General features: G+C 52.9%; 18 protein-coding genes. 9 read left to right on the forward strand and 9 right to left on the reverse strand.

Features of this window, described 5'->3' with window-relative positions; genetic code table 11:
- Positions 1–8: 8 nt before the first annotated feature.
- Entirely contained in the window at positions 9–710 is a 702-nt protein-coding gene (locus tag MCON_RS05310) for a type 1 glutamine amidotransferase (RefSeq protein ID WP_013718994.1), read from the reverse strand.
- A gap of 136 nt (positions 711–846) precedes the next feature.
- Positions 847–1,284: a UPF0146 family protein gene (locus MCON_RS05315; RefSeq protein ID WP_013718995.1), complete on the reverse strand. Its 438-nt coding sequence runs from the start codon at positions 1,282–1,284 to the stop codon at positions 847–849.
- A gap of 72 nt (positions 1,285–1,356) precedes the next feature.
- Here MCON_RS05315 and ftsZ point away from each other — a divergent pair, with 72 nt between their 5' ends.
- Positions 1,357–2,439, forward strand: a complete 1,083-nt coding sequence (gene ftsZ / locus MCON_RS05320; RefSeq protein ID WP_013718996.1) for a cell division protein FtsZ — start codon at positions 1,357–1,359, stop codon at positions 2,437–2,439.
- Positions 2,440–2,688: 249 nt separating this feature from the next.
- Here ftsZ and MCON_RS05325 read toward each other — a convergent pair whose 3' ends face one another.
- The gene (locus MCON_RS05325; protein WP_013718997.1) at positions 2,689–3,948 is read right to left on the reverse strand and encodes a UbiD family decarboxylase; all 1,260 of its coding nucleotides are present in this window, start codon (positions 3,946–3,948) and stop codon (positions 2,689–2,691) included.
- Positions 3,949–4,053: 105 nt separating this feature from the next.
- The gene (locus tag MCON_RS05330; protein WP_013718998.1) at positions 4,054–4,755 is read right to left on the reverse strand and encodes a DUF1614 domain-containing protein; all 702 of its coding nucleotides are present in this window, start codon (positions 4,753–4,755) and stop codon (positions 4,054–4,056) included.
- Between the two features lie 93 nt (positions 4,756–4,848).
- Between MCON_RS05330 and MCON_RS05335 the strand changes: the two genes are divergently transcribed.
- The 4 genes from MCON_RS05335 (at position 4,849) to MCON_RS05350 (ending at position 8,779) form a co-directional block, all read left to right on the forward strand.
- Positions 4,849–5,970 (forward strand): 3-dehydroquinate synthase II, encoded by a 1,122-nt coding sequence (locus tag MCON_RS05335; protein ID WP_013718999.1) that lies wholly within the window; start codon positions 4,849–4,851, stop codon positions 5,968–5,970.
- On the forward strand, positions 5,967–6,623 hold the full coding sequence (locus MCON_RS05340; RefSeq protein WP_052297528.1) for a type I 3-dehydroquinate dehydratase: 657 nt from the start codon (positions 5,967–5,969) through the stop codon (positions 6,621–6,623). The genes MCON_RS05335 and MCON_RS05340 overlap by 4 nt, the downstream gene beginning before the upstream one ends.
- Before the next feature lie 417 nt (positions 6,624–7,040).
- Positions 7,041–8,384: a methyl coenzyme M reductase-arginine methyltransferase Mmp10 gene (mmp10, locus tag MCON_RS05345; RefSeq protein ID WP_013719001.1), complete on the forward strand. Its 1,344-nt coding sequence runs from the start codon at positions 7,041–7,043 to the stop codon at positions 8,382–8,384.
- A gap of 68 nt (positions 8,385–8,452) precedes the next feature.
- Positions 8,453–8,779, forward strand: a complete 327-nt coding sequence (locus MCON_RS05350) for a hypothetical protein (protein ID WP_232844375.1) — start codon at positions 8,453–8,455, stop codon at positions 8,777–8,779.
- A 54-nt stretch (positions 8,780–8,833) separates the two neighbouring features.
- On the opposite strand, the gene MCON_RS05355 is transcribed toward MCON_RS05350, so the two are convergent.
- The 5 genes from MCON_RS05355 to ade all read right to left on the reverse strand — a co-directional run bounded on the left by MCON_RS05355 (position 8,834) and on the right by ade (position 14,475).
- Positions 8,834–9,967, reverse strand: coding sequence for a TIGR04013 family B12-binding domain/radical SAM domain-containing protein (locus MCON_RS05355; protein WP_013719003.1), 1,134 nt, complete (start codon positions 9,965–9,967; stop codon positions 8,834–8,836).
- Entirely contained in the window at positions 9,964–10,239 is a 276-nt protein-coding gene (locus MCON_RS05360) for an amphi-Trp domain-containing protein (protein WP_013719004.1), read from the reverse strand. Before MCON_RS05360 ends, MCON_RS05355 begins: the two co-directional genes overlap by 4 nt.
- 381 nt (positions 10,240–10,620) lie before the next feature.
- Positions 10,621–10,851 (reverse strand): hypothetical protein, encoded by a 231-nt coding sequence (locus MCON_RS05365; RefSeq protein WP_013719005.1) that lies wholly within the window; start codon positions 10,849–10,851, stop codon positions 10,621–10,623.
- 297 nt (positions 10,852–11,148) lie between these two features.
- Positions 11,149–12,366 carry a Shedu anti-phage system protein SduA domain-containing protein gene (locus MCON_RS05370; RefSeq protein ID WP_013719006.1) on the reverse strand — a complete coding sequence of 406 codons (1,218 nt, stop codon included), beginning with the start codon at positions 12,364–12,366 and terminating at the stop codon, positions 11,149–11,151.
- Between the two features lie 384 nt (positions 12,367–12,750).
- Entirely contained in the window at positions 12,751–14,475 is a 1,725-nt protein-coding gene (gene ade / locus MCON_RS05375) for an adenine deaminase (RefSeq protein WP_013719007.1), read from the reverse strand.
- Between the two features lie 157 nt (positions 14,476–14,632).
- Here ade and MCON_RS05380 point away from each other — a divergent pair, with 157 nt between their 5' ends.
- The 4 genes from MCON_RS05380 to MCON_RS05395 all read left to right on the forward strand — a co-directional run bounded on the left by MCON_RS05380 (position 14,633) and on the right by MCON_RS05395 (position 18,387).
- On the forward strand, positions 14,633–16,846 hold the full coding sequence (locus tag MCON_RS05380) for a CDC48 family AAA ATPase (RefSeq protein WP_013719008.1): 2,214 nt from the start codon (positions 14,633–14,635) through the stop codon (positions 16,844–16,846).
- Between the two features lie 95 nt (positions 16,847–16,941).
- Positions 16,942–17,196 carry a PRC-barrel domain-containing protein gene (locus MCON_RS05385; RefSeq protein ID WP_013719009.1) on the forward strand — a complete coding sequence of 85 codons (255 nt, stop codon included), beginning with the start codon at positions 16,942–16,944 and terminating at the stop codon, positions 17,194–17,196.
- A 152-nt stretch (positions 17,197–17,348) separates the two neighbouring features.
- Positions 17,349–17,888: a peptidylprolyl isomerase gene (locus MCON_RS05390; RefSeq protein ID WP_269798845.1), complete on the forward strand. Its 540-nt coding sequence runs from the start codon at positions 17,349–17,351 to the stop codon at positions 17,886–17,888.
- Positions 17,889–17,907: 19 nt separating this feature from the next.
- Complete coding sequence (locus MCON_RS05395) at positions 17,908–18,387, forward strand: peptidylprolyl isomerase (RefSeq protein WP_013719011.1); 480 nt, start codon at positions 17,908–17,910, stop codon at positions 18,385–18,387.
- The last annotated feature ends 22 nt before the right edge of the window (positions 18,388–18,409 follow it).

Below are 18,409 nucleotides of genomic sequence, written 5' to 3' on the forward strand. Positions count from 1 at the left end.
AATCCGGATCAATCCTGACCCACCATTAATTCGATGTTTTTCATAAAAATTCTTAAATGCTTGTATAACTCCTTTAGATGCTTTTCTGCAGAGAGCATATCCTCTGGCTCCTGCACGAACCTTCCTGGAGTCAATTCGTCCCCGCAGTTGTCTATCAGCCTTCGTATGCTTTGCCTGGACGACTCCAGATGAAATTGCAGTCCAACATTTCGCCCGATCTCAAAGGCCTGGTTAGCGCAGGCTGCAGTCGATGCCAGCCCAGTCGCTCCTCTAGGCAGGTCAAATGTATCCCCATGCCATTGAAATGCCGTGAATCTATCAGGAAACCCCTTGAAAGCAGAAGAGCTAAAGGCAGCACGATTCAGCTTCACCTCATGCCAGCCGATCTCCCTATAGCGATTTTTATGCACCATTCCTCCCAGGATATCTGAGATCAGCTGGGCGCCAAGGCAGATTCCAAGAATAGTCTTCTTGCTATCCATAGCCCTGCGTATGAACCTCTTCTCCTCCGCCAGCCAAGGATAAAGATCCTCCTGGTAGATGTTCATCTCCCCACCTAAAACCAGCAGCAGATCAAAATCAGCATCTTTGGGGAGCCTCTCGCCCGCAAATATTTTAGTCCCGAAGACATCATGACCGGAATCTTCCGCCCAGAGGGCGATATTTGCCGGGTCCTCAAAGGGATTGTGCTGGATGTAGTGCAATCTCATCGCTCATCTCTCCCTGCATTACGATGGTCCTTGATAAGGTGAGAATAATGGATTATAGCTTTTTTTGAGAGGATTTAAGAAGATTTGAGGGGATGTATGAGAAATCCTTAGGTTTAAAAGTTCAAAACTATAAATTCTACTCGTTTTCTCTGAACAGATAAAACCTCGCCTCCCGGTAATTGACCAGCCTCCTGCCAAATCCAGCGAGCTGCGCTATCTCATCCTGCAAGGGCCGGACGATGACATCCGCACCCACCGCAGCCGCCAGCTCCCCCATGGCAAGCTGCATCTCCAGAGGAGGGCGAATGGAGTAGATGAGGCCCGCTCCCTGATAGATCTCCCTCCGGGGGGCGAAGATGTCGTCCTTTTCCACCATCATGCCCGCCAGAAGCCTCTCCACCCGATCCGTAAGGATCACTTCCAGGCCCATATCCGACAGCCTCTGAGCAACATGGGGAAAATGGCCCACACCCACCTCCACCACCCTGCCAGGGTAGTTTTTGGCGATGAACTCCGCCAGGTCCCTGGCAGCCGTCTGTCCCGTCATCTTGGTTGCCACTTCTCGTCTGATCATTCTTATCTCTATCCGCAATTGTTATTAACAGATGGCACTAATTGATTATGAGAAAGCAATGAAGGGATAGGGATGGAACTTGATATACGGGAGGCCATGGATTTTTCAAATTCAGGCGACGACTTCGGTATCCCCAGAATACTGATCGTGGGCTGTGGCGGCGCAGGCGGAAACACCATCAACAGACTCAAAAGAATGGGCCTGATGGGGGCGAAGACCATAGCCATAAACACCGACCGCCAGCACCTGGAGACCGTCTCTGCGGATGAGAAGATGCTGATTGGCCGGAAGCTCACCCGGGGGATGGGAGCAGGAGGAGACCCCGAGGTGGGAAGGAAGGCGGCGGAGAGCGCAAGAACGGACATCGAGGACCTCTTGCGCGGCGCAGACCTGGTATTCGTCCTCGCGGGCATGGGTGGAGGCACTGGCACCGGCTCAGCGCCGGTGGTGGCAAGAATTGCCAGGCAAGAGGGCGCCCTGGTGGTGGCCATGGTCACCACGCCATTTCACATGGAGAGGAAGAGGATCTTCATCGCCGAGGAAGGCCTGGAGAACCTGCGCAATTACGCAAACACCTCCATTGTGATGGACAACAATCGCCTGCTGGAGCGCGCCCCCCACCTGCCCTTCCAGGAAGCATTCTCTCTGGTCGACGGTATTACAGGCGAGATCATCCAGGGGATCTGCGAGACATTGACCACCCCCTCGCTAATCAACCTGGATTATGCCGATGTGCACACCATCATGAACACCGGCGGGGCCAGCTTTATGCTGGTAGGAGAGGGGAGCATGAAGAAGAGCCCGGAGAATATCGTCCGCTCCGCTCTGAACAATCCCCTCCTGGACGTGGAGCTCAGAGGTGCAAAAGCCTGTCTGCTGCACATTGACGGTGGACCGGATATGACCCTGAAGGAGGCAGCTTCCATCGCCAGCAGCCTAACCCAGGACCTTGACCCGAGGGCGAATGTCATCTGGGGGGCAAAGATCAAGCCTGAGCTCAAGGGCAGGGTGAAGCTGATGGCCATAATAACCGGGGTGAAATCTGCCCAGGTGCTGGGGTCAACCGAGGCGGGGATGGATCCACTGGAGGAGATGAGTCTGCCAGCCGATCGGTGCATTGGCCTTGCCCGGACAAGGACTGATGTCATAAAATGAGGATATTAGGGGAATAAAGATGAGCGTGATAGCATGGATGAACTCTTGTTTCAGATAATGGCCTTAATCCTGGCGATAATCCTGGGCATTGCCGCGATCTACAGCATCCGCCTCTATCTGGAGATTTGAGCGGAAAGCGGGTCATTTGGCTTTAGCTGCAAATTGCAGCTTTCAGGCTCAGCGTCCGAAGAAATAGCATCGCCACATGCAGTGCCCATTGCCAATTCGTTGGCGATATCCATGCCCCATTCAGCCATGCCCTGCGGGGGTCAACCTCTGGAACTTCCAGAGCCGGTCCAGCCTGGCTGTGGCATCCACACCCACCTTGGTGGTCATTCCCTCATTGCTCCTGGGGTCGAGAGTGCTGCCGCGCACATTGGGATAAAGAACTATATCCTCGTCACCACGCATGCGCGTAGCCAGGGCATACTCCAGGTCTCGAGGATCGTGAATATCGATATCTGAGTCCACTACCAGCACATGCTTCAAAGAGCGATGGGCCTTGATAGCGGCATCGATCGCTCTTCTGGCATCCTCCTCTGTCTCCTTCTCAATCTGCACCACGGCATGGAAGTAACAACATCCTCCCTCGGTAAGCATGACGTCCTTCACCTTTGCCACCTTGGAGACCTCCCGGTAGATAAGCGGCTCATAGGGCACTCCCATCAGCATCTTGTGCTCACCTCCTGCAGGCAGAAGGCCATGATAGATGGGCTCATTGCACATCATCATCCTGGTTAGCCGGATGACCGGCTCCTGCCGGACCAGGTCCCGAGTGCCGGTGATGTCCACGAACGGCCCCTCCGGTGCCCTTTCAGTGGTGATGTATCCCTCTAAAACGATCTGTGCATGGGGAACAAGAACCCCATTATCCAGAGCAATCAGCTCCACATGAGAGCCTCGCAGGGCGGCAGCATAACAAAACTCCATCTCTGGAGGAACGCGGGTGGAGGCAGCCATCAATACCAGCGGATCCACTCCTATGGCCACAGCCACTGCAACTTCCTTGCCCTTGGCCAGAGCGGCCTCATAGAGCTGATGGGTATGCCTTCCCGGGACCAACCTTGCTGCCAGTCGATCTTTTCCCAGGACCATCAGGCGGTGAACGCAGGCATTGATTTTGTCCTCAAAGCGGCTCACCACCACTCCAGAGGTGATATAAGGGCCGCCGTCCCCCGGAAAGTAGGTCATGATGGGAAGCCTGCTGAGATCCGGTTGGGAGACATTCTCCATGAAACTGGACCAATCCACCTCTCGCACGGGACCCTGGCATCCGATCTGGGATAGGTGGCGGACCATATCCTCAGCAGGGATGCCCAGGGCCCGGGCCAGGAGGTCCCTCGTCCCAAGGATATTCAGGCAGCACTTATGGCCGGAGACATCGTCAAATAGAATCGGCCCACTACCCCAGGATCTCTCTGTGACCTCTTCAACGGGCGATACAGGGTCACGCACGTGGTTCATCAAACCTGACCCTTCCAGATCATCCAGAAAGCCCCTGAAGCTCATGATCTTACCCTCCTTTTTATTACGCTTGCCTTCATTCCGCCACCTTTTCTCATCTTTTTAATAATCTCTTGTCATTCTATCTCTTTCCACTATTTTAGATCCATCTCACACCAGGAGCACAGCGATCAGACCGCTCAGGAATACACCGTCAAAGGTTCCAGCTCCGCCGATACTGGCCACTGGAGCCCCAAGGTCGCGGATCTTTCCCAGGTTGAGAATATCCGCCCCAAGCAGAGTGCCCAGGGTTCCTGCCGCATAAGCAATTAAGAAGATGAGATCATGAGGTGCGCCCAGCACATAGACCATGAGGATCGCCGCCAGGGCGGCACAAAGGGGTGGGACCAGGGCAGGAGTCACTATCCCCAGCCCTCGAACCGGCCTCGCCACCCGGTTGGTGATGATGGCCACCAAGACAATGCCCGATAGTGCATAATAGATGGACTCTGGAAACCGGTAGATGAGTGCCATGGAGATCAATGAGGGAATCAGGGCCCCACCCACATTTATGGCCAAAAGGGTATTGCAGCTCTTCACCACAGGGACATGATAAGATACGCCAAAGGCCCGAATGTGTCGTTCATGGACCATGGGAGTGCTGCACTCTAGGTTGGTCAATGGTATGTTTATGCTGGATCCAACCAGAGACGCCAAAAGCACAAAGAGGGCCTGGCTCCAGGAGAAACCGATCTTGGTGAAGGCTGTCCTGGCCAGATCAAGGAAAAGAAAGCTCACTACTATTGCAATCAAGAACGCGAAGCCCAGCATGATCAATATGCCAACTGGAGAGTAGATCAGACGGTTTTCCATTTTCCTCTATATTGCCATCCCAGGCGTATAACCTTTTGTATAAGGGCGTGCAGCTGCAAAAGAGATTTGTAATGGTATGTCAAAGAGTCGCATATGAAAGAGAAGTGGCTCATGGCCAGAGGATCATGGGAGGAGATCAAACCCCAGATAACCACCGCCCTTGAATCTGGATTCGAATGCGTAATCGTGGATCGGGAGAACGTCGAGCGGGTGCGGGAGCTGGGAAATATCCAGGTAGCATGCTTTGGCGCCGAGAAGGGTGCGGAGGACATTCTGGTGATCGGCAGGCACGGTGAGGGCGATGGTTCGGTGCCTCTGCCCAAAGACCTGAACAGCTCCATGGACTATGCTCTGGCCAAGACCATCTCCGGGAACAAGGCCGCATATGTGGTCATTGCCGGCAAGAAGTATGAGCAATTCGCAGTGGAGATGGGAAAGCATGTGGACTATCTGCTGGTGATCGGCACCGACTGGAAGGTGATCCCCCTGGAGAATATGATCGCCGGCCTGCAGGGATGCCAGGTTAAGATCATCAGTGGGGTCAAGAGTTCGGATGAGGCAAAGCTGGCCCTGGCCACACTGGAGCAGGGAGCAGATGGAGTGCTATTGGACAGCTCTGACCTCTCTGAGATCAAGAGGGTTATGAGGGCAGCAGAGCAATCGGAAAAAGGGCGCCTGGACCTCATACCAGCCAGGGTGGTCTCGGTCAAGCCGGTGGGGATGGGCGACCGGGTCTGTGTGGATACCGCCAACATGATGGTCCCAGGAGAGGGAATGCTCATCGGCTCCCAGGCCAAGGGCTTTTTCCTTGTCCATAGCGAGTCAGAGGACAGCCCCTATGTGGCTGCGCGTCCCTTCCGGGTGAACGCCGGCGCGGTTCACGCCTATATCCGGGTGGGGGAGAAGACACGCTATCTATCGGAGCTAAAATCTGGTGACGAGGTCACCATTGTGAGCAAGGATGGCCTCTCCAGGAGCGCTATCGTGGGCCGGGCGAAGATCGAGAAGAGGCCCATGATCCTCATCGAGGCGGAGGCAGATGGTGTGCTCATAAGCACGCTGCTGCAGAATGCTGAGACCATAAAGCTGGTGAGCAGCGATGGCACCCCCAGGCCGGTGACGGAGCTCAAAGCCGGGGACGAGGTGCTGGTCCATCTGGAGGAGGCTGCCCGCCATTTCGGCATGAAGATTGAGGAGAGCATCGTGGAGAGATGAGATACGTTATGAAAAGGTCGCAGATCGTTGCCGTCCTGGGAGAGAGGGCAGCAGACGACCTCAAGGCGGCATCCGATGCAGACATGATTGAGCTGAGGCTGGATCTGGCCACTGAGCCCATTCAGACGATAAAAGCCATCAGAGAGGCTACAGAAAAGCCGATCATCGCCACCAATCGCCTCCAGGCGGAGGGAGGGAAGTTCCAGGGGTCAGAGAGGGAGAGGATCGAGCTGCTCGTTCAGGCCTCTGAGTACGCCGATCTGGTGGATATCGAGCTTCAGGCAGAGTTAAGAGAAGAGTTCATCTCTCAAGTCAGCAGGCCGGTCATAGTCTCTTTTCATGACTTCCAGGGAATGCCCGGGATCGATGAGCTCGCTGCCATAAAAGAGAGGATGAAGATGGCAGGTGCGGCGATTGCTAAGATCGCCGTGACGCCCAGGAGCCTGAAAGACGACCTGGATCTCCTAGAATTTTTGCTAGCTGCAGATTTGCCCTTATGTCTGATCGCGATGGGAGATCTGGGCAGACACCTGCGGGCAGTGGCTCCTTTGTATGGTTCTGCTCTGGCATATGGTTATGTTAGAGAGAGCACCGCTCCCGGGCAGATGAGCCTGGCAGAGCTCTCTAGTGCCAGAGAGTTGCTCAAATGGTAAAATTAGCCAAATTTTTTGTATTTATGGAAAATATTATTAAAAATGAAAAAATAAGTCGCCTAATGGACATGATTTTTTCTGATAATGCTGCCTGCATAATAGATCGGATGAAGATTGCTTAAAACCTGGGAAATTCCCCTATCTTTTAAAAAATAATTATAGATATGTTACTAAAATCAATGGTTGATAGAGAATATTATATATTTAAATTTAATATTTATTCGAATTTCAGCCCTATAATCGCTCCTTATAGGGAGACATAAATGTTATTTGAAGATTAATTTTCTGTATTAATTATAATATGTAATTGGCCAATTGGCTGACCGAATATGCGCTATGATTTGCCATATTCGTTCTTCAATACTTATCTGAATATTTGACGCAAGATTTAATTACTCTAACTGCAAATTAAAAGACATGGATGCAGTCGTTGATATAGGAGGCAGGCCTGGTTATAACTGCGGGGGATTTTGCAGCTTCTGTTATTTTAAAGGAGTGAAAACGGTTGAGCCGCTGGGATGCAAATATTGCCCACCCCATAAAAAGGGGTGCGATTACTGTTCTAGAGCAGTAGTTGAGATCCAGCCAGGCTTCAAGTCCCTGGATCAGTTGGTATTTGAAGCATCCCAGCAATGCATATTATCACGGCCGGATTCCATAACCATAAAAGGGAATGGTGATGCCAGCTTTCATCCAGATTTGCTTAAACTGGTTCAAACCCTCAGCAACGGCGTTGTACCCATCCACCTGGATTACACCAGCGGAAAGGGCTTTTTTAAGGGGGATGAAGCCGGTCCCCTGATCGAAGCCGGATTGCGAAGGATAAGCTTCTCCGTCTTCTCAACTGACCCTGAGCTTCGGCGAAGGTACGTGAATGATAAACATCCAGAGGCTGCGCTCTCAAACCTCAGAACCTTTTGCGAAAGATGCGATCTATATGCCATGATCGTCCTCATACCGGGCATAAACGATGGCTTTCAGCTGGAGAAGACCTGCCAGGACCTCTGCGATATGGGAGCAAAAGGCCTGATGCTCATGTCATTTGCCAACAGCAAAGAGCAAGGGCTCATCTTTGGAAACGAGCCGTTAATGCCGGGCATTGTTCCCTATTCCGTGGAGGAGATCCGCAGGATTGCCACTGAAATAAATGAACGATATGATATGAGGGTCATAGGGACGCCTCTATGGGATCCACAGACAGGAGCTCCTTTCGCCCTGGCCCATCATAGAAAAGAGCTGAATCGACTGCCGGCCATCGAGAGGAGCGCCACCATCATCACCAGCTCTGTGGCCTATCCATTCCTATCGACCATATTCGAGGAGATAGGAGAGGATGTGAATGTGGTAGCAGTGAATAAGGAGATAGGAAACCTGATCACCCTGGAGGATTTCAACTTCCTGGATCTGGGGAACATAAAAGAGAGGGTGCTAATACCGGGAATGGTTCTAGCTCATGACCAGGAGATCAGAAGGGCTCTTCGCCGTGATGGAGTGCGCCGGCTGGTCTTCAGAGGTCCTGATGCCCTCACAGTCGAATCCGAGAGAAGCATCTACATGACCACCGAGGAGGTTATCGCCAGAGAGGTGGAGGCATTCTCTGGATTGATATGCCAGATCAATGAGCTGGGCGGAGAAGAGACAGAATCCGCCACGGTCCAGAAAGATCGTGATAATTGTAGCTGTGAGAGAATGGACAGATCTCACTATCATGAAAACCCGATAATAGTGGATGAAGAGGATATCAAGCAGACCGTCGGCTGACTCCCTGACGATTAATTTTATCTCACATCCCGGCCAGTGCCAGCAAGAGGTGACTTAGATTGAGCGAGATGAGAGAACTGGTGATAAATAAGGACGATTATTTGAAATTTCTTGCGGACCGCCTGCGGCTTAAGGGCACCTGCCAGAGGGAGATTGAGAATGTGAGCTTCCCCTTCCTCTTCGCCTCAGGAAGCGAGATGCTGCGCACTTATATTCTGGGAGAGTCTGAGTTCACCTCCACCCTGCCAGACAGGTACCGGCTCCCGGACAGAGGATTCATCTGGTTCCTATTCTCACAATCTGTAAAAGAGATTCAGGTAATGCCTGAGAGGATGACAATAAAATACGAATTAAAAGACGAATACCGCAAGCCTTTCAAGCAGTTCTATCTCTAGCGACCTTTTCCCCTGGCCGGTCACTGGTCCGAGTTGGTCCGGATCAGATACAGGTCATGCCGTTTCATCCTTTTCCGCCTTGATCTTGCGGCCCCAGGATCCTGTCAGACGGCCTCTCTGTGCCAGGCTGCCCAGGAGCGCCTCAGCATCGCTGGATAGGGGCGCAGGCTTTTTTTCCCAGAGGGGGGTTCCGGGCAGGGGCATGAACCGGTGCGCTCTCACCTTTCCTCCCTTTTCCTCAATCCATCTGGCCAGGTCCAGGGTCATATGCTGATCCTCTGCTGACTCCATGGGCAGGCCAAATATCAGATCCACCAGGGGGATGAGGCCATGATCCAGGATATGCTCACAGGCAGACTCTATCTCCTGCCGGCCGTGCCCCCGCCCGATGCTCTTCAGGACCGCGGGGCTGCCGGACTGGCCTCCCAGGCTGATCGTTTTATTGGCGCAGTATTTGGTTATTATTTCCAGGGCCTCATCAGATACGAAATCGGGCCTGACCTCGGAGGGAAAGGTGCCGAAGTAGATGGGCTTCTTCTGCTCGGACAGCTCTTCCAGCAGAGCTTTGACCTTCTCCAGCCGTGGACGCCTGCCGTCGGAGCCATAGGCAAGGGAGTTGGGAGAGGTGAAGCGGATGTCTTTATGGCGGCGGGCGAATCTGGCAACGACGGGGATAGTGCGGTGGCGCATGCAGCGCCCGAAGAGGCGGGGGGTCTGGCAGTAGGTGCAGCCCCAGGGGCAGCCGCGGGAGATCTCTATGGGGGCGAGGATCCTGGTAAAAGGAGGATAGAGGTCCAGGTTCACCGGGGCACGCTTTTCCGTGAAACAGATCAGACCTTGGGACTTGTAGGCGATGCCCTTCACCATCCCCGGATCCAGGCCATCGGTTATCGCCCTGATCAGCTCGGGCAGGGTCTCCTCGCCCTCGCCCACCACCACAAAGTCGAAGTGCTCCAGGACCTCCTCCGGCAGGGCGGAGGGGTGGGGGCCGCCGGCGACAAAGACGGCATCCAGCTTTGCCTTCCTTGCCGTATCGACCTCTTGATAGACCTCCCCCGCCTGAGGGGTGGCAAAGCTGTAGAGCATGATTCCCGCCCTGGGCCCCGGAGCCAGAGAGGCATCTACCAGAGGTATGAGAGCAGCGATGCTATAGGAGTTCCTGCTATTGGAGCGAAACCATATCCTCACGGATTCTCTTTGAGCTTCAGCTGCACCTCCAGCTCTCTATTAGCTGGATCATGCTTGTACTGTATCTCCGCCTTGAGGGGCTCAGCGGGATTCACTCCTATAGTCCAATCGCCAAAAGAGGCTTCCACCCGCCCTCGGGCCTCGACTTCATCCGCCAGGCCCCGCAGCATGTCAGCCATCTCTGCCGCAGTCATATAGATCTCCTGCTCGAACTTCACTCCCTCGGCGGGGCTTCCCGCAGTCTTTCCCGGCCTTCCTCTTATCTTTGCCATTTGCGATCACCGGTTCGCATTTTATGGCCTATTCCATAAAACATTTTCCGCATTAGCGAGCACTCCAAATCTCGGGGCACCATGAGCTATCTAAATCGAGATCAAATCCTCAATCATCCTCCAGGGATCCTCCCAGGAAGAGAGGAACCATCCGGAAGGCCAGCGAGCAGCATTGAGCGCTCATCGCGCGCATCCATATCTGGCAGACATGGCTGTAGGGGACACCCGCACGATAGGGGGCCAGATGCCCCCAAGACCTTCCATCAGGTTCCTGATTATCCCATCAGGATCTATTCCGAGACATTCGATCAGGGGCTTAATGACTGACTCCTGGAAAGCAGGCAGAAAGGAGATTCCTCCTTCGACTTCCCTGGAAGAGATCTAATCTCCGCGGGGACTGAAGCCCTGCTGCTTTTGCATGCCCATGAGGTAATGGAGGATGAGCACTGCTATGCTCTCCTCTGCAGGAATGCCGGATGACATGGAAAGCACTGTGCGGCTATCTATATCGACTTCATAGGTCTCCGTGAGAAGAGGGACAGCATATCTTAATGACGGCGATAATCCTCCCATCTCTACCCAGGCCAGGCCCAGAGCAATATCATAGGGCATATTTATCTCCGCCTTTGGGGCCGTGTCATGAATCATAATCAAGTTGAAGAGAGTAAATACCCTGCGCCATGGCAGTATGTCGCAGCGAGCATTGCCGCGATGCTCGGGGGGCTCGCTGTTCCGGAGACTCCGGGCGGGGCTGCAGCGATGCTGCTTGGGCGGCGGGTATGGCTGGCAGCAATCCGATCGAGCAGAGATGACCGGGAAGCTCGTACGAAAGGTGCCGGAGCTTGCTCGCGTTCCTGGTGTGCCCCTTAATCCCCGATGAACAGGATCGATATGCTTTGATGGACAGCTTCATCTAGCATCAAATGATGATAAGTACATTAGGTTTAAGGTATCATAATCGATGACCATACAATTGAGGGGAAGCGTCCTTGAAGCTTCGTTAACCTCGTTTTGAATAACGTTTTCATAGCTTCCAACGATGAGTATTAATTTAGGTTCTGAAACTTTTATGCCATATTTGGATTCAGCATATGCTCTATTTTTTTGAAAACTAAAATATTCTCTGTAATTTGCCAGTTGGGCTACTCCTTCGTTCACGTCATCAGTAAATCTTCTCCGCCTATGATCGCTTTTAGTAATTTTGCCTTTATCTAACAATGGTGTCTTTAAATCACCAATATCAAAGCAACCATCATTTCTTTCAAATAATAAATCCGGTTTTATTGATTTTTCCGGGTATGGATTTCCCTCAATCCATTTGAGTTCCTTTTGATACAAAACATCTCTACAAGACAAAGTTCGAAAGGCCCTTCTTAGGAAATCCGGATTTTTTTCAAGAAAATCTCCAATAGTTGTTTCTCTCAATCCAGGAACAAGAAATAGATTTGCAAATTGTCCGGCCAACATATGATCTTCTTCTGATTCATTTTTGATGTAATGAATACCTGTTAGATCATCTGACGTTTCTAATGGAGATTCAAGATTACGGCTAATATCCTTCAAATATTCGCATTTCGAAAACGATTTTCCGATTATTGTGAGGTGCAAAACATATTTAATACGATAGATTTCTTCAAGTCTATTCACGATAATACAATTATCTATATAGCAGGATCTAAAATTTTCCCCAAATGCAAATAGGGAACCGTTCTTCTCGCTTTTTTGAATCAATTTTGTTGGCCATATGTCACGAAAAATGAATCTCTTATTAAGGGATTCGTAATCAATTTCTCTGGAAAGCCATAAGTTCCTAAAATGAGAACCACGTGTATCCGCAAGATTTAAGAAAGGTTCCTCATGATCCCTTATATCGAATTGACACAAATATATATTGGTTGATATTCCCTTTTTTTTGTTTGTTTTAGATTTTAAACCCTTAAAATCACGTTGTGCGCCAAATAGTTCAAGGATGAAATGCTTGTCAGTCTCTGTGAAAAGCATGATATTTGGATACAATAGCATGCCTTCTTCTAGATTAATTTCCTTTTTCTTTATTTTTGTATACAGATTTTTGAAATATTTATTCCAATATTCTATATTTAAAGTTATGAATTCGTTGAATTCCATTGGGATATCCTCATTCAGCATTTCTATTTAATCGCTTTTGCTTACATTAACGCGCATCTAAGCCAAGTAATGGTGACTCATGCACCAAATCCTAGAGACGTTGCCAGGGACTGAGAAGCTGAATCGCATAATACATTAATCCCATTCTGACACTCTGGCCTTAGTACCATTTCCTTTCTGACCCAATCAGACGTTTTGCGTTACATCAGAATACGATTATTGGAGGAAAAACGTTTTGGTTGCTCAACAGGGAATCCAGGATCAAGCTATTGCTATCTACACTGACCTGCACCGGAGTCACAAAACGGAGATGCAAGATTCAAGCGTGAATGGATTCAAGAATGGTGGCCATTAGAGAAGTTTTTGCCACACTACTGACAATTATCAGGATTCCTCCAAAAACAAAGGCACAAACCGAAACACCCTCACATCCACCAGCCCCCTGTCCGTCAGCTTCAGCTCTGGGATCACTGGCAGTGACAGAAACGATAGCGTCATGAACGGGTCCTCCAGCGTGCATCCCAGCTTGTGAGCGGCATCAATGCACTCCGCTATGCCCTCTGCCACCTCTTGCATATGACTCTCCGAGAGCAGGCCTGCCACGGGCAGAGGCAGGCTGGCCAGGACCTCACCATCCTCCACCGCCACCAGCCCGCCATCCATCTCCGTGACTGCTGAGACTGCAGCCAGCATCTCCTCGTCCCCGGTTCCGACCACAACGATGTTATGGGAGTCATGGGCGACGGATGTGGCCAGAGCGCCCCTCACCAGACGGAAGCCCTGCACCAAACCAAGCCCCACATTGCCAGTGGCCCTGTGCCTTTCGACCACCGCCAGCTTGAGGATATCCTGGTCGGTGTCCGATACCACTTTTCCCTCCCGGATCAGGGGAAAGAGGGGCAGAGATCTGGTGATGATCTGGCCGGGGACGATGCCAATTGTTCGGGCTGGCCCCTTCTGTGCCACAATCTCAAACGACCGGCGGCTGAGAGCAGCGAGATGGATCGATTTATGCATTGCCTTGACCGGTCTATTCATAGGGGCGAGGAAATCTCCATCCCTGGCCACCAGCCTGCCGTCCTTGAAGACATGAGTAACCCGCGGCTCATCCAGACCGTCCAAGACGGCGATGTCTGCCCGATAGCCGGGTGCTATTGCCCCCAGGTCGGCCAGGCCGAAGTAGCGGGCAGCATTGAGAGAGGAGATCTGCAGGGCAACTATGGGGTCCAGACCCTCATTTATCGCCTTTCTCAGCATGAAGTCGATATGCCCTTCCCGGAGGATATCTGCCGGGTGGCGGTCGTCTGAGACGAATAAAAACTGGCGAGAGTTTTTCAGCGTGACCAGCGGCAGAAGATCGGAGAGATTCCGGGCAGCACTTCCCTCCCGCAGCATGATGAACATCCCGGAAAACAGCTTCTCTTCTGCCTCGGCCAGGGTGGTGCACTCGTGATCGGAGCGGATTCCGGCGCAGATATAGGCAGACAGGTCCGGGCCGGAAAGGCCAGGGGCATGGCCGTCCTTGAGCCGCCCCCCTGCCAGCTGGATCTTTTTCATGATCTGCGGGTCCCGGAAGATTACGCCAGGACAGTTCATTACCTCGGCCAGGCCTATGACCCCCTCCTCCTCAAAGAGACCGACCAGGGCATCCGGGCCCAGGGCTGCCCCTGCAGTCTCCATGTCGGTGGCTGGGACACAGGAGGGGAGCATGACGAAGACGTTCAGAGGGACATTTCTTGATGACTGCAGGATATAGCGAACCCCCTCCTCACCCCAGACGTTGGCGATCTCATGCGGGTCGGCGATAACTGTGGTGGTGCCTTGTGGAACCACTGCTCGCGCGTACTCTGGAACTGTGACCATGCTGCTTTCGATATGTACATGGCCGTCGATGAACCCTGGAGCCAGGATCTGGTCCTCCAGGGAGATGATCTGGCTAGCGCTGCTGCATTCAAAGCCCACGATCCTGCCCTTGTGTACGGCAACGTCTGATCTGCGAACCTCGCCCGATATGAGATTGGCTACGGATCCCCCAAGAAGGAGAAGATCCACCTCGATCTCACACCTGGCGGCAGCTATCAACTCCTCATATTCTTCCATCTGGCCCATGATAATCAATTACAGTCGGTCCTATTTAAATGCGATATTTGAATGACCCGGATCACCTCTTGTCCAGCGAGATGAAGGGAGCTTCCCCTTGTTTGAATAAAAAAATCCTCATCGACACCAGATAAATTTAAATCGAGAAGCATAGATAAACTAAACTGTGCGTGAATTCAAGGATATAATTCTGAAAGTGGCCAAAGCCTATCCCAACGACTCCGCCCGGGGCATCGCCCGCCTGGACCCCAATGCCCTTCTAACCCTGAGGCTCAGTCCGGGTGACATCATCGAGATTGAGGGGAAGAGGCTTACCGCAGCCAAGGTCTGGCGCGCCGACCGGCAGGATTGGTCTCAGGATTATATAAGAATAGACGGCTTCATCCGCCAGAACGCCGGCGTTGGCATCGGGGACAAGGTGAAGATCCGCAAGGCCAAGTTCGCCGAGGCGCAGAGGATCGTCCTCGCTCCTCCTTCCGGATCGCATATGCACTATGGGGATGAGGCAGCTGATATGATCCGCCGCCAGACGCTCAAGCGGCCGGTGGTGGCGGGAGATATACTTCCCATCATGAGCTCCGGCACCCATCCCTTTGTAGGCCGGATGGAACCCGTGCCTTTAGTGGTAACTGAGACCCATCCCGATAATGTGGTGGTGGTCTGCGAGAGGACGGAGATCGTTCTCCTGGAGAAGCCGGCCAAGAGCGTCCGATCGGTCAAAGCCACGGGAATCACCTATGAGAATGTGGGCGGCCTGGGTTCAGAGGTGCAACGGGTAAGAGAGATGATCGAGCTGCCCATGAAGCATCCTGAGATCTTCCAGAAGCTTGGCATTGAGCCTCCCAAAGGTGTTCTGCTCTATGGCCCGCCGGGCACGGGAAAGACCCTCATCGCCAAAGCAGTGGCCAATGAGAGTGGAGCTAACTTCATCTCCATTGCCGGGCCGGAGATCATGTCCAAATACTATGGAGAGAGCGAGCAGAGGCTGAGGGAGATCTTCGAGGAGGCGCAAAAGTCCGCTCCATCCATCATATTCATAGACGAGATCGACTCCATTGCCCCTAAGCGGGGTGAGGTTACAGGGGAGGTGGAGAGAAGAGTGGTGGCCCAGCTCCTGGCCATGATGGATGGCCTGAAAGAGAGAGGCCAGGTGGTTGTGATCGGAGCCACCAACCGGGAAGAGGCCATTGATCCCGCTCTGCGCCGGCCGGGCCGGTTCGACAGGGAGATCGAGGTCGGAGTTCCGGACAGGGAGGGCAGAATCGAGATCCTGCAGATACATATGCACAGCATGCCCGTGGCGGATGATGTGAACCTGGAGGGATTAGCGGACCGGATGCATGGTTTCGTCGGGGCAGATGTGAACGCCCTGTGCAAAGAGGCGGCCATGAAAGCCCTGCGCCGCTATCTGCCCGATCTCACCTCAGAGGATGAGATACCCCAGGAGATCATCGATCAGATGCAGGTCATGGGTGCGGACTTCGAGGAGGCTCTCAAGGAGATCGAGCCCTCGGCCATGAGAGAGGTTCTGGTGGAGGTGCCCCGGGTCAACTGGAACGACATGGGAGGATTGGGAGCACTAAAGCAGGAATTGATCGAGTCCATAGAGTGGCCCATCAAGCAGCCGGAGAAGTTCCAGAAGATGGGCATAAGGCCCCCAAAGGGAATTCTGCTCTACGGCCCGCCGGGCACGGGAAAGACCATGATCGCTCAGGCGGTGGCCAATGAGACCAACGCCAACTTCATAAGCATCCGGGGGCCGCAGATGCTCTCCAAATGGGTGGGCGAGTCGGAGAAGGCGATCAGAGAGATATTCCGCAAGGCAAGGCAAGTCTCGCCGGCAATCATATTCTTCGATGAGCTGGACTCCATTGCCCCTATGAGGGGAATGGACGAGGGGGGCAGAGTGATGGAGAGGGTGGTAAACCAGCTTCTAGCAGAGCTTGACGGCCTGGAAGCCTTGAAGGATGTGGTGGTGATCGCCGCCACCAACCGGCCGGATATACTCGATCCAGCGCTGCTTAGATCGGGAAGGTTCGACCGAATGCTCCTGGTGGGGCCGCCTGACCGGCAGGGGAGGCATGAGATCCTCAAGATCCACGCCTCCAGGACGCCCAAAGGAGAGGATGTGAGCCTGGAGGAGCTGGCGGAATTGACCGATGGCTATGTGGGCTCAGATCTGGACAACCTCTGCCGGGAGGCGGCCATGCTTGCTCTGCGGGAAGGGCTGGACCGGGTGGAGATGAGACACTACCGGGAGGCTTTGAAGAAGGTGAGGCCGAGCGTGGAGGAGCATATGCTCAGTTACTATGAGCGCATCGGCGAGAGGTTTAAGGGCGGAATCAAGGTTGAGCCGGCTTCGCTCGCTGGCTACCGGTAGCCTGGCGGAATAGAATGATGGCTTGAATCTGTGCATGATGCTTGAATTGATGCTCAAGTCTTGACAATTAAATTGGAGAGGAGGGTTTTAGGGGCATGGGAAAGGTGTTCGCGGGAAGCATTGGAGATAAAGAGATCGTAAACATCGATGGCACAGTCCTGGGAGATCTGGAGAACATTATCTACGAGGTCATGACCGGCAAGCTGGTGGACCTGGTGGTAAAGCCAAACTCGGGCCTTGATCGCAGCAAGTACCGAGAGGACGGCAAGTTTGTGCTGATACCATTCAGCTCAGTGGTGGCGGTCAAAGACTACATCGTAGTGGATGAGAGCCGGGCTATGAAAAAGTAGGAGGCTGGGGCTCAATTCCTTTTCTTTGCCTTAAAACGTATCTTTGCACATATTCCCTGACTCATAGCGCTCATCTGGACACAGCCAGAGTTCTTCAGCACCACTCTCTGCTCTCCGGAAAGCTTATTTCTTCTTAGGTCCTCCATTTTTCGATGATGCGACTTAGATCTTATTTGGCCATCGGCATCCTTGTGCTCGCCGTGGTCCAGGCAGGCTGCCTTGGCGAAGAGGATGAAGGTGCAAAGGTCCTTTTGGAGACCAGCATGGGCAACATCACAATTCAGCTCTATAGCGACATGCCCATCACCACAGGTAACTTCTTGAGTCTGGTCGAGAAGGGCTTTTACGATGGGGTGATCTTCCACCGAATCATAGACGGCTTCATGATTCAGGGCGGAGATCCCGAGGGAACGGGCATGGGTGGACCGGGCTACACCATCGAAGACGAGTTCACTGATAATAATCGAAACGATCGGGGGACCATTGCCATGGCCAATGCCGGGCCCAACACCGGGGGCAGCCAGTTCTTCATCAACCTGGTGGACAACAATTTCTTGGACGACAAGCATCCCGCCTTCGGCAAGGTGATCGAGGGAATGGATGTGGTGGACAAGATCAGTAAGGTCGAGACGGACAGCAACGACCGGCCCCTGGAGGAAGTTGTGATCGTTCGGGCCGGTGCGATTGTCTAAATTTGGGGATGATTTGATTATGGCAACAGAGAGTACAGAGGCAGGAGATCGGATTCTGCTCGCTACCAGCATGGGCGATATCACAATTCAGCTCTACAGCGATATGCCCATCACCGCAGGCAACTTCAAGAAGCTGGTCGAGAAGGGCTTTTATGATGGGGTGATCTTTCACCGGATCATTGACGGCTTCATGATTCAGGGCGGGGATCCCACCGGAACAGGCCGGGGAGGGCCGGGCTATGCCATCAAGGACGAGTTCACCCCAAATAGCAAAAACGCCCGGGGGACCATAAGCATGGCCAATGCCGGGCCCAACACCGGGGGTAGCCAGTTCTTCATCAACCTGGTGGACAACAATTTCCTGGATGGCAAGCATCCCGCCTTCGGCAAGGTGATCGAGGGGATGGATGTGGTGGACAAGATCGGTAAGGTCCAGACCGGTGCCATGGACCGGCCGGCAAAAGAGGTCAAGATCATGAGCGCAAAAGTGATCGCTTGATCTTTATTTTTTCGATATATTG

This window comes from Methanothrix soehngenii GP6, from assembly GCF_000204415.1.
Classification (GTDB): domain Archaea; phylum Halobacteriota; class Methanosarcinia; order Methanotrichales; family Methanotrichaceae; genus Methanothrix; species Methanothrix soehngenii.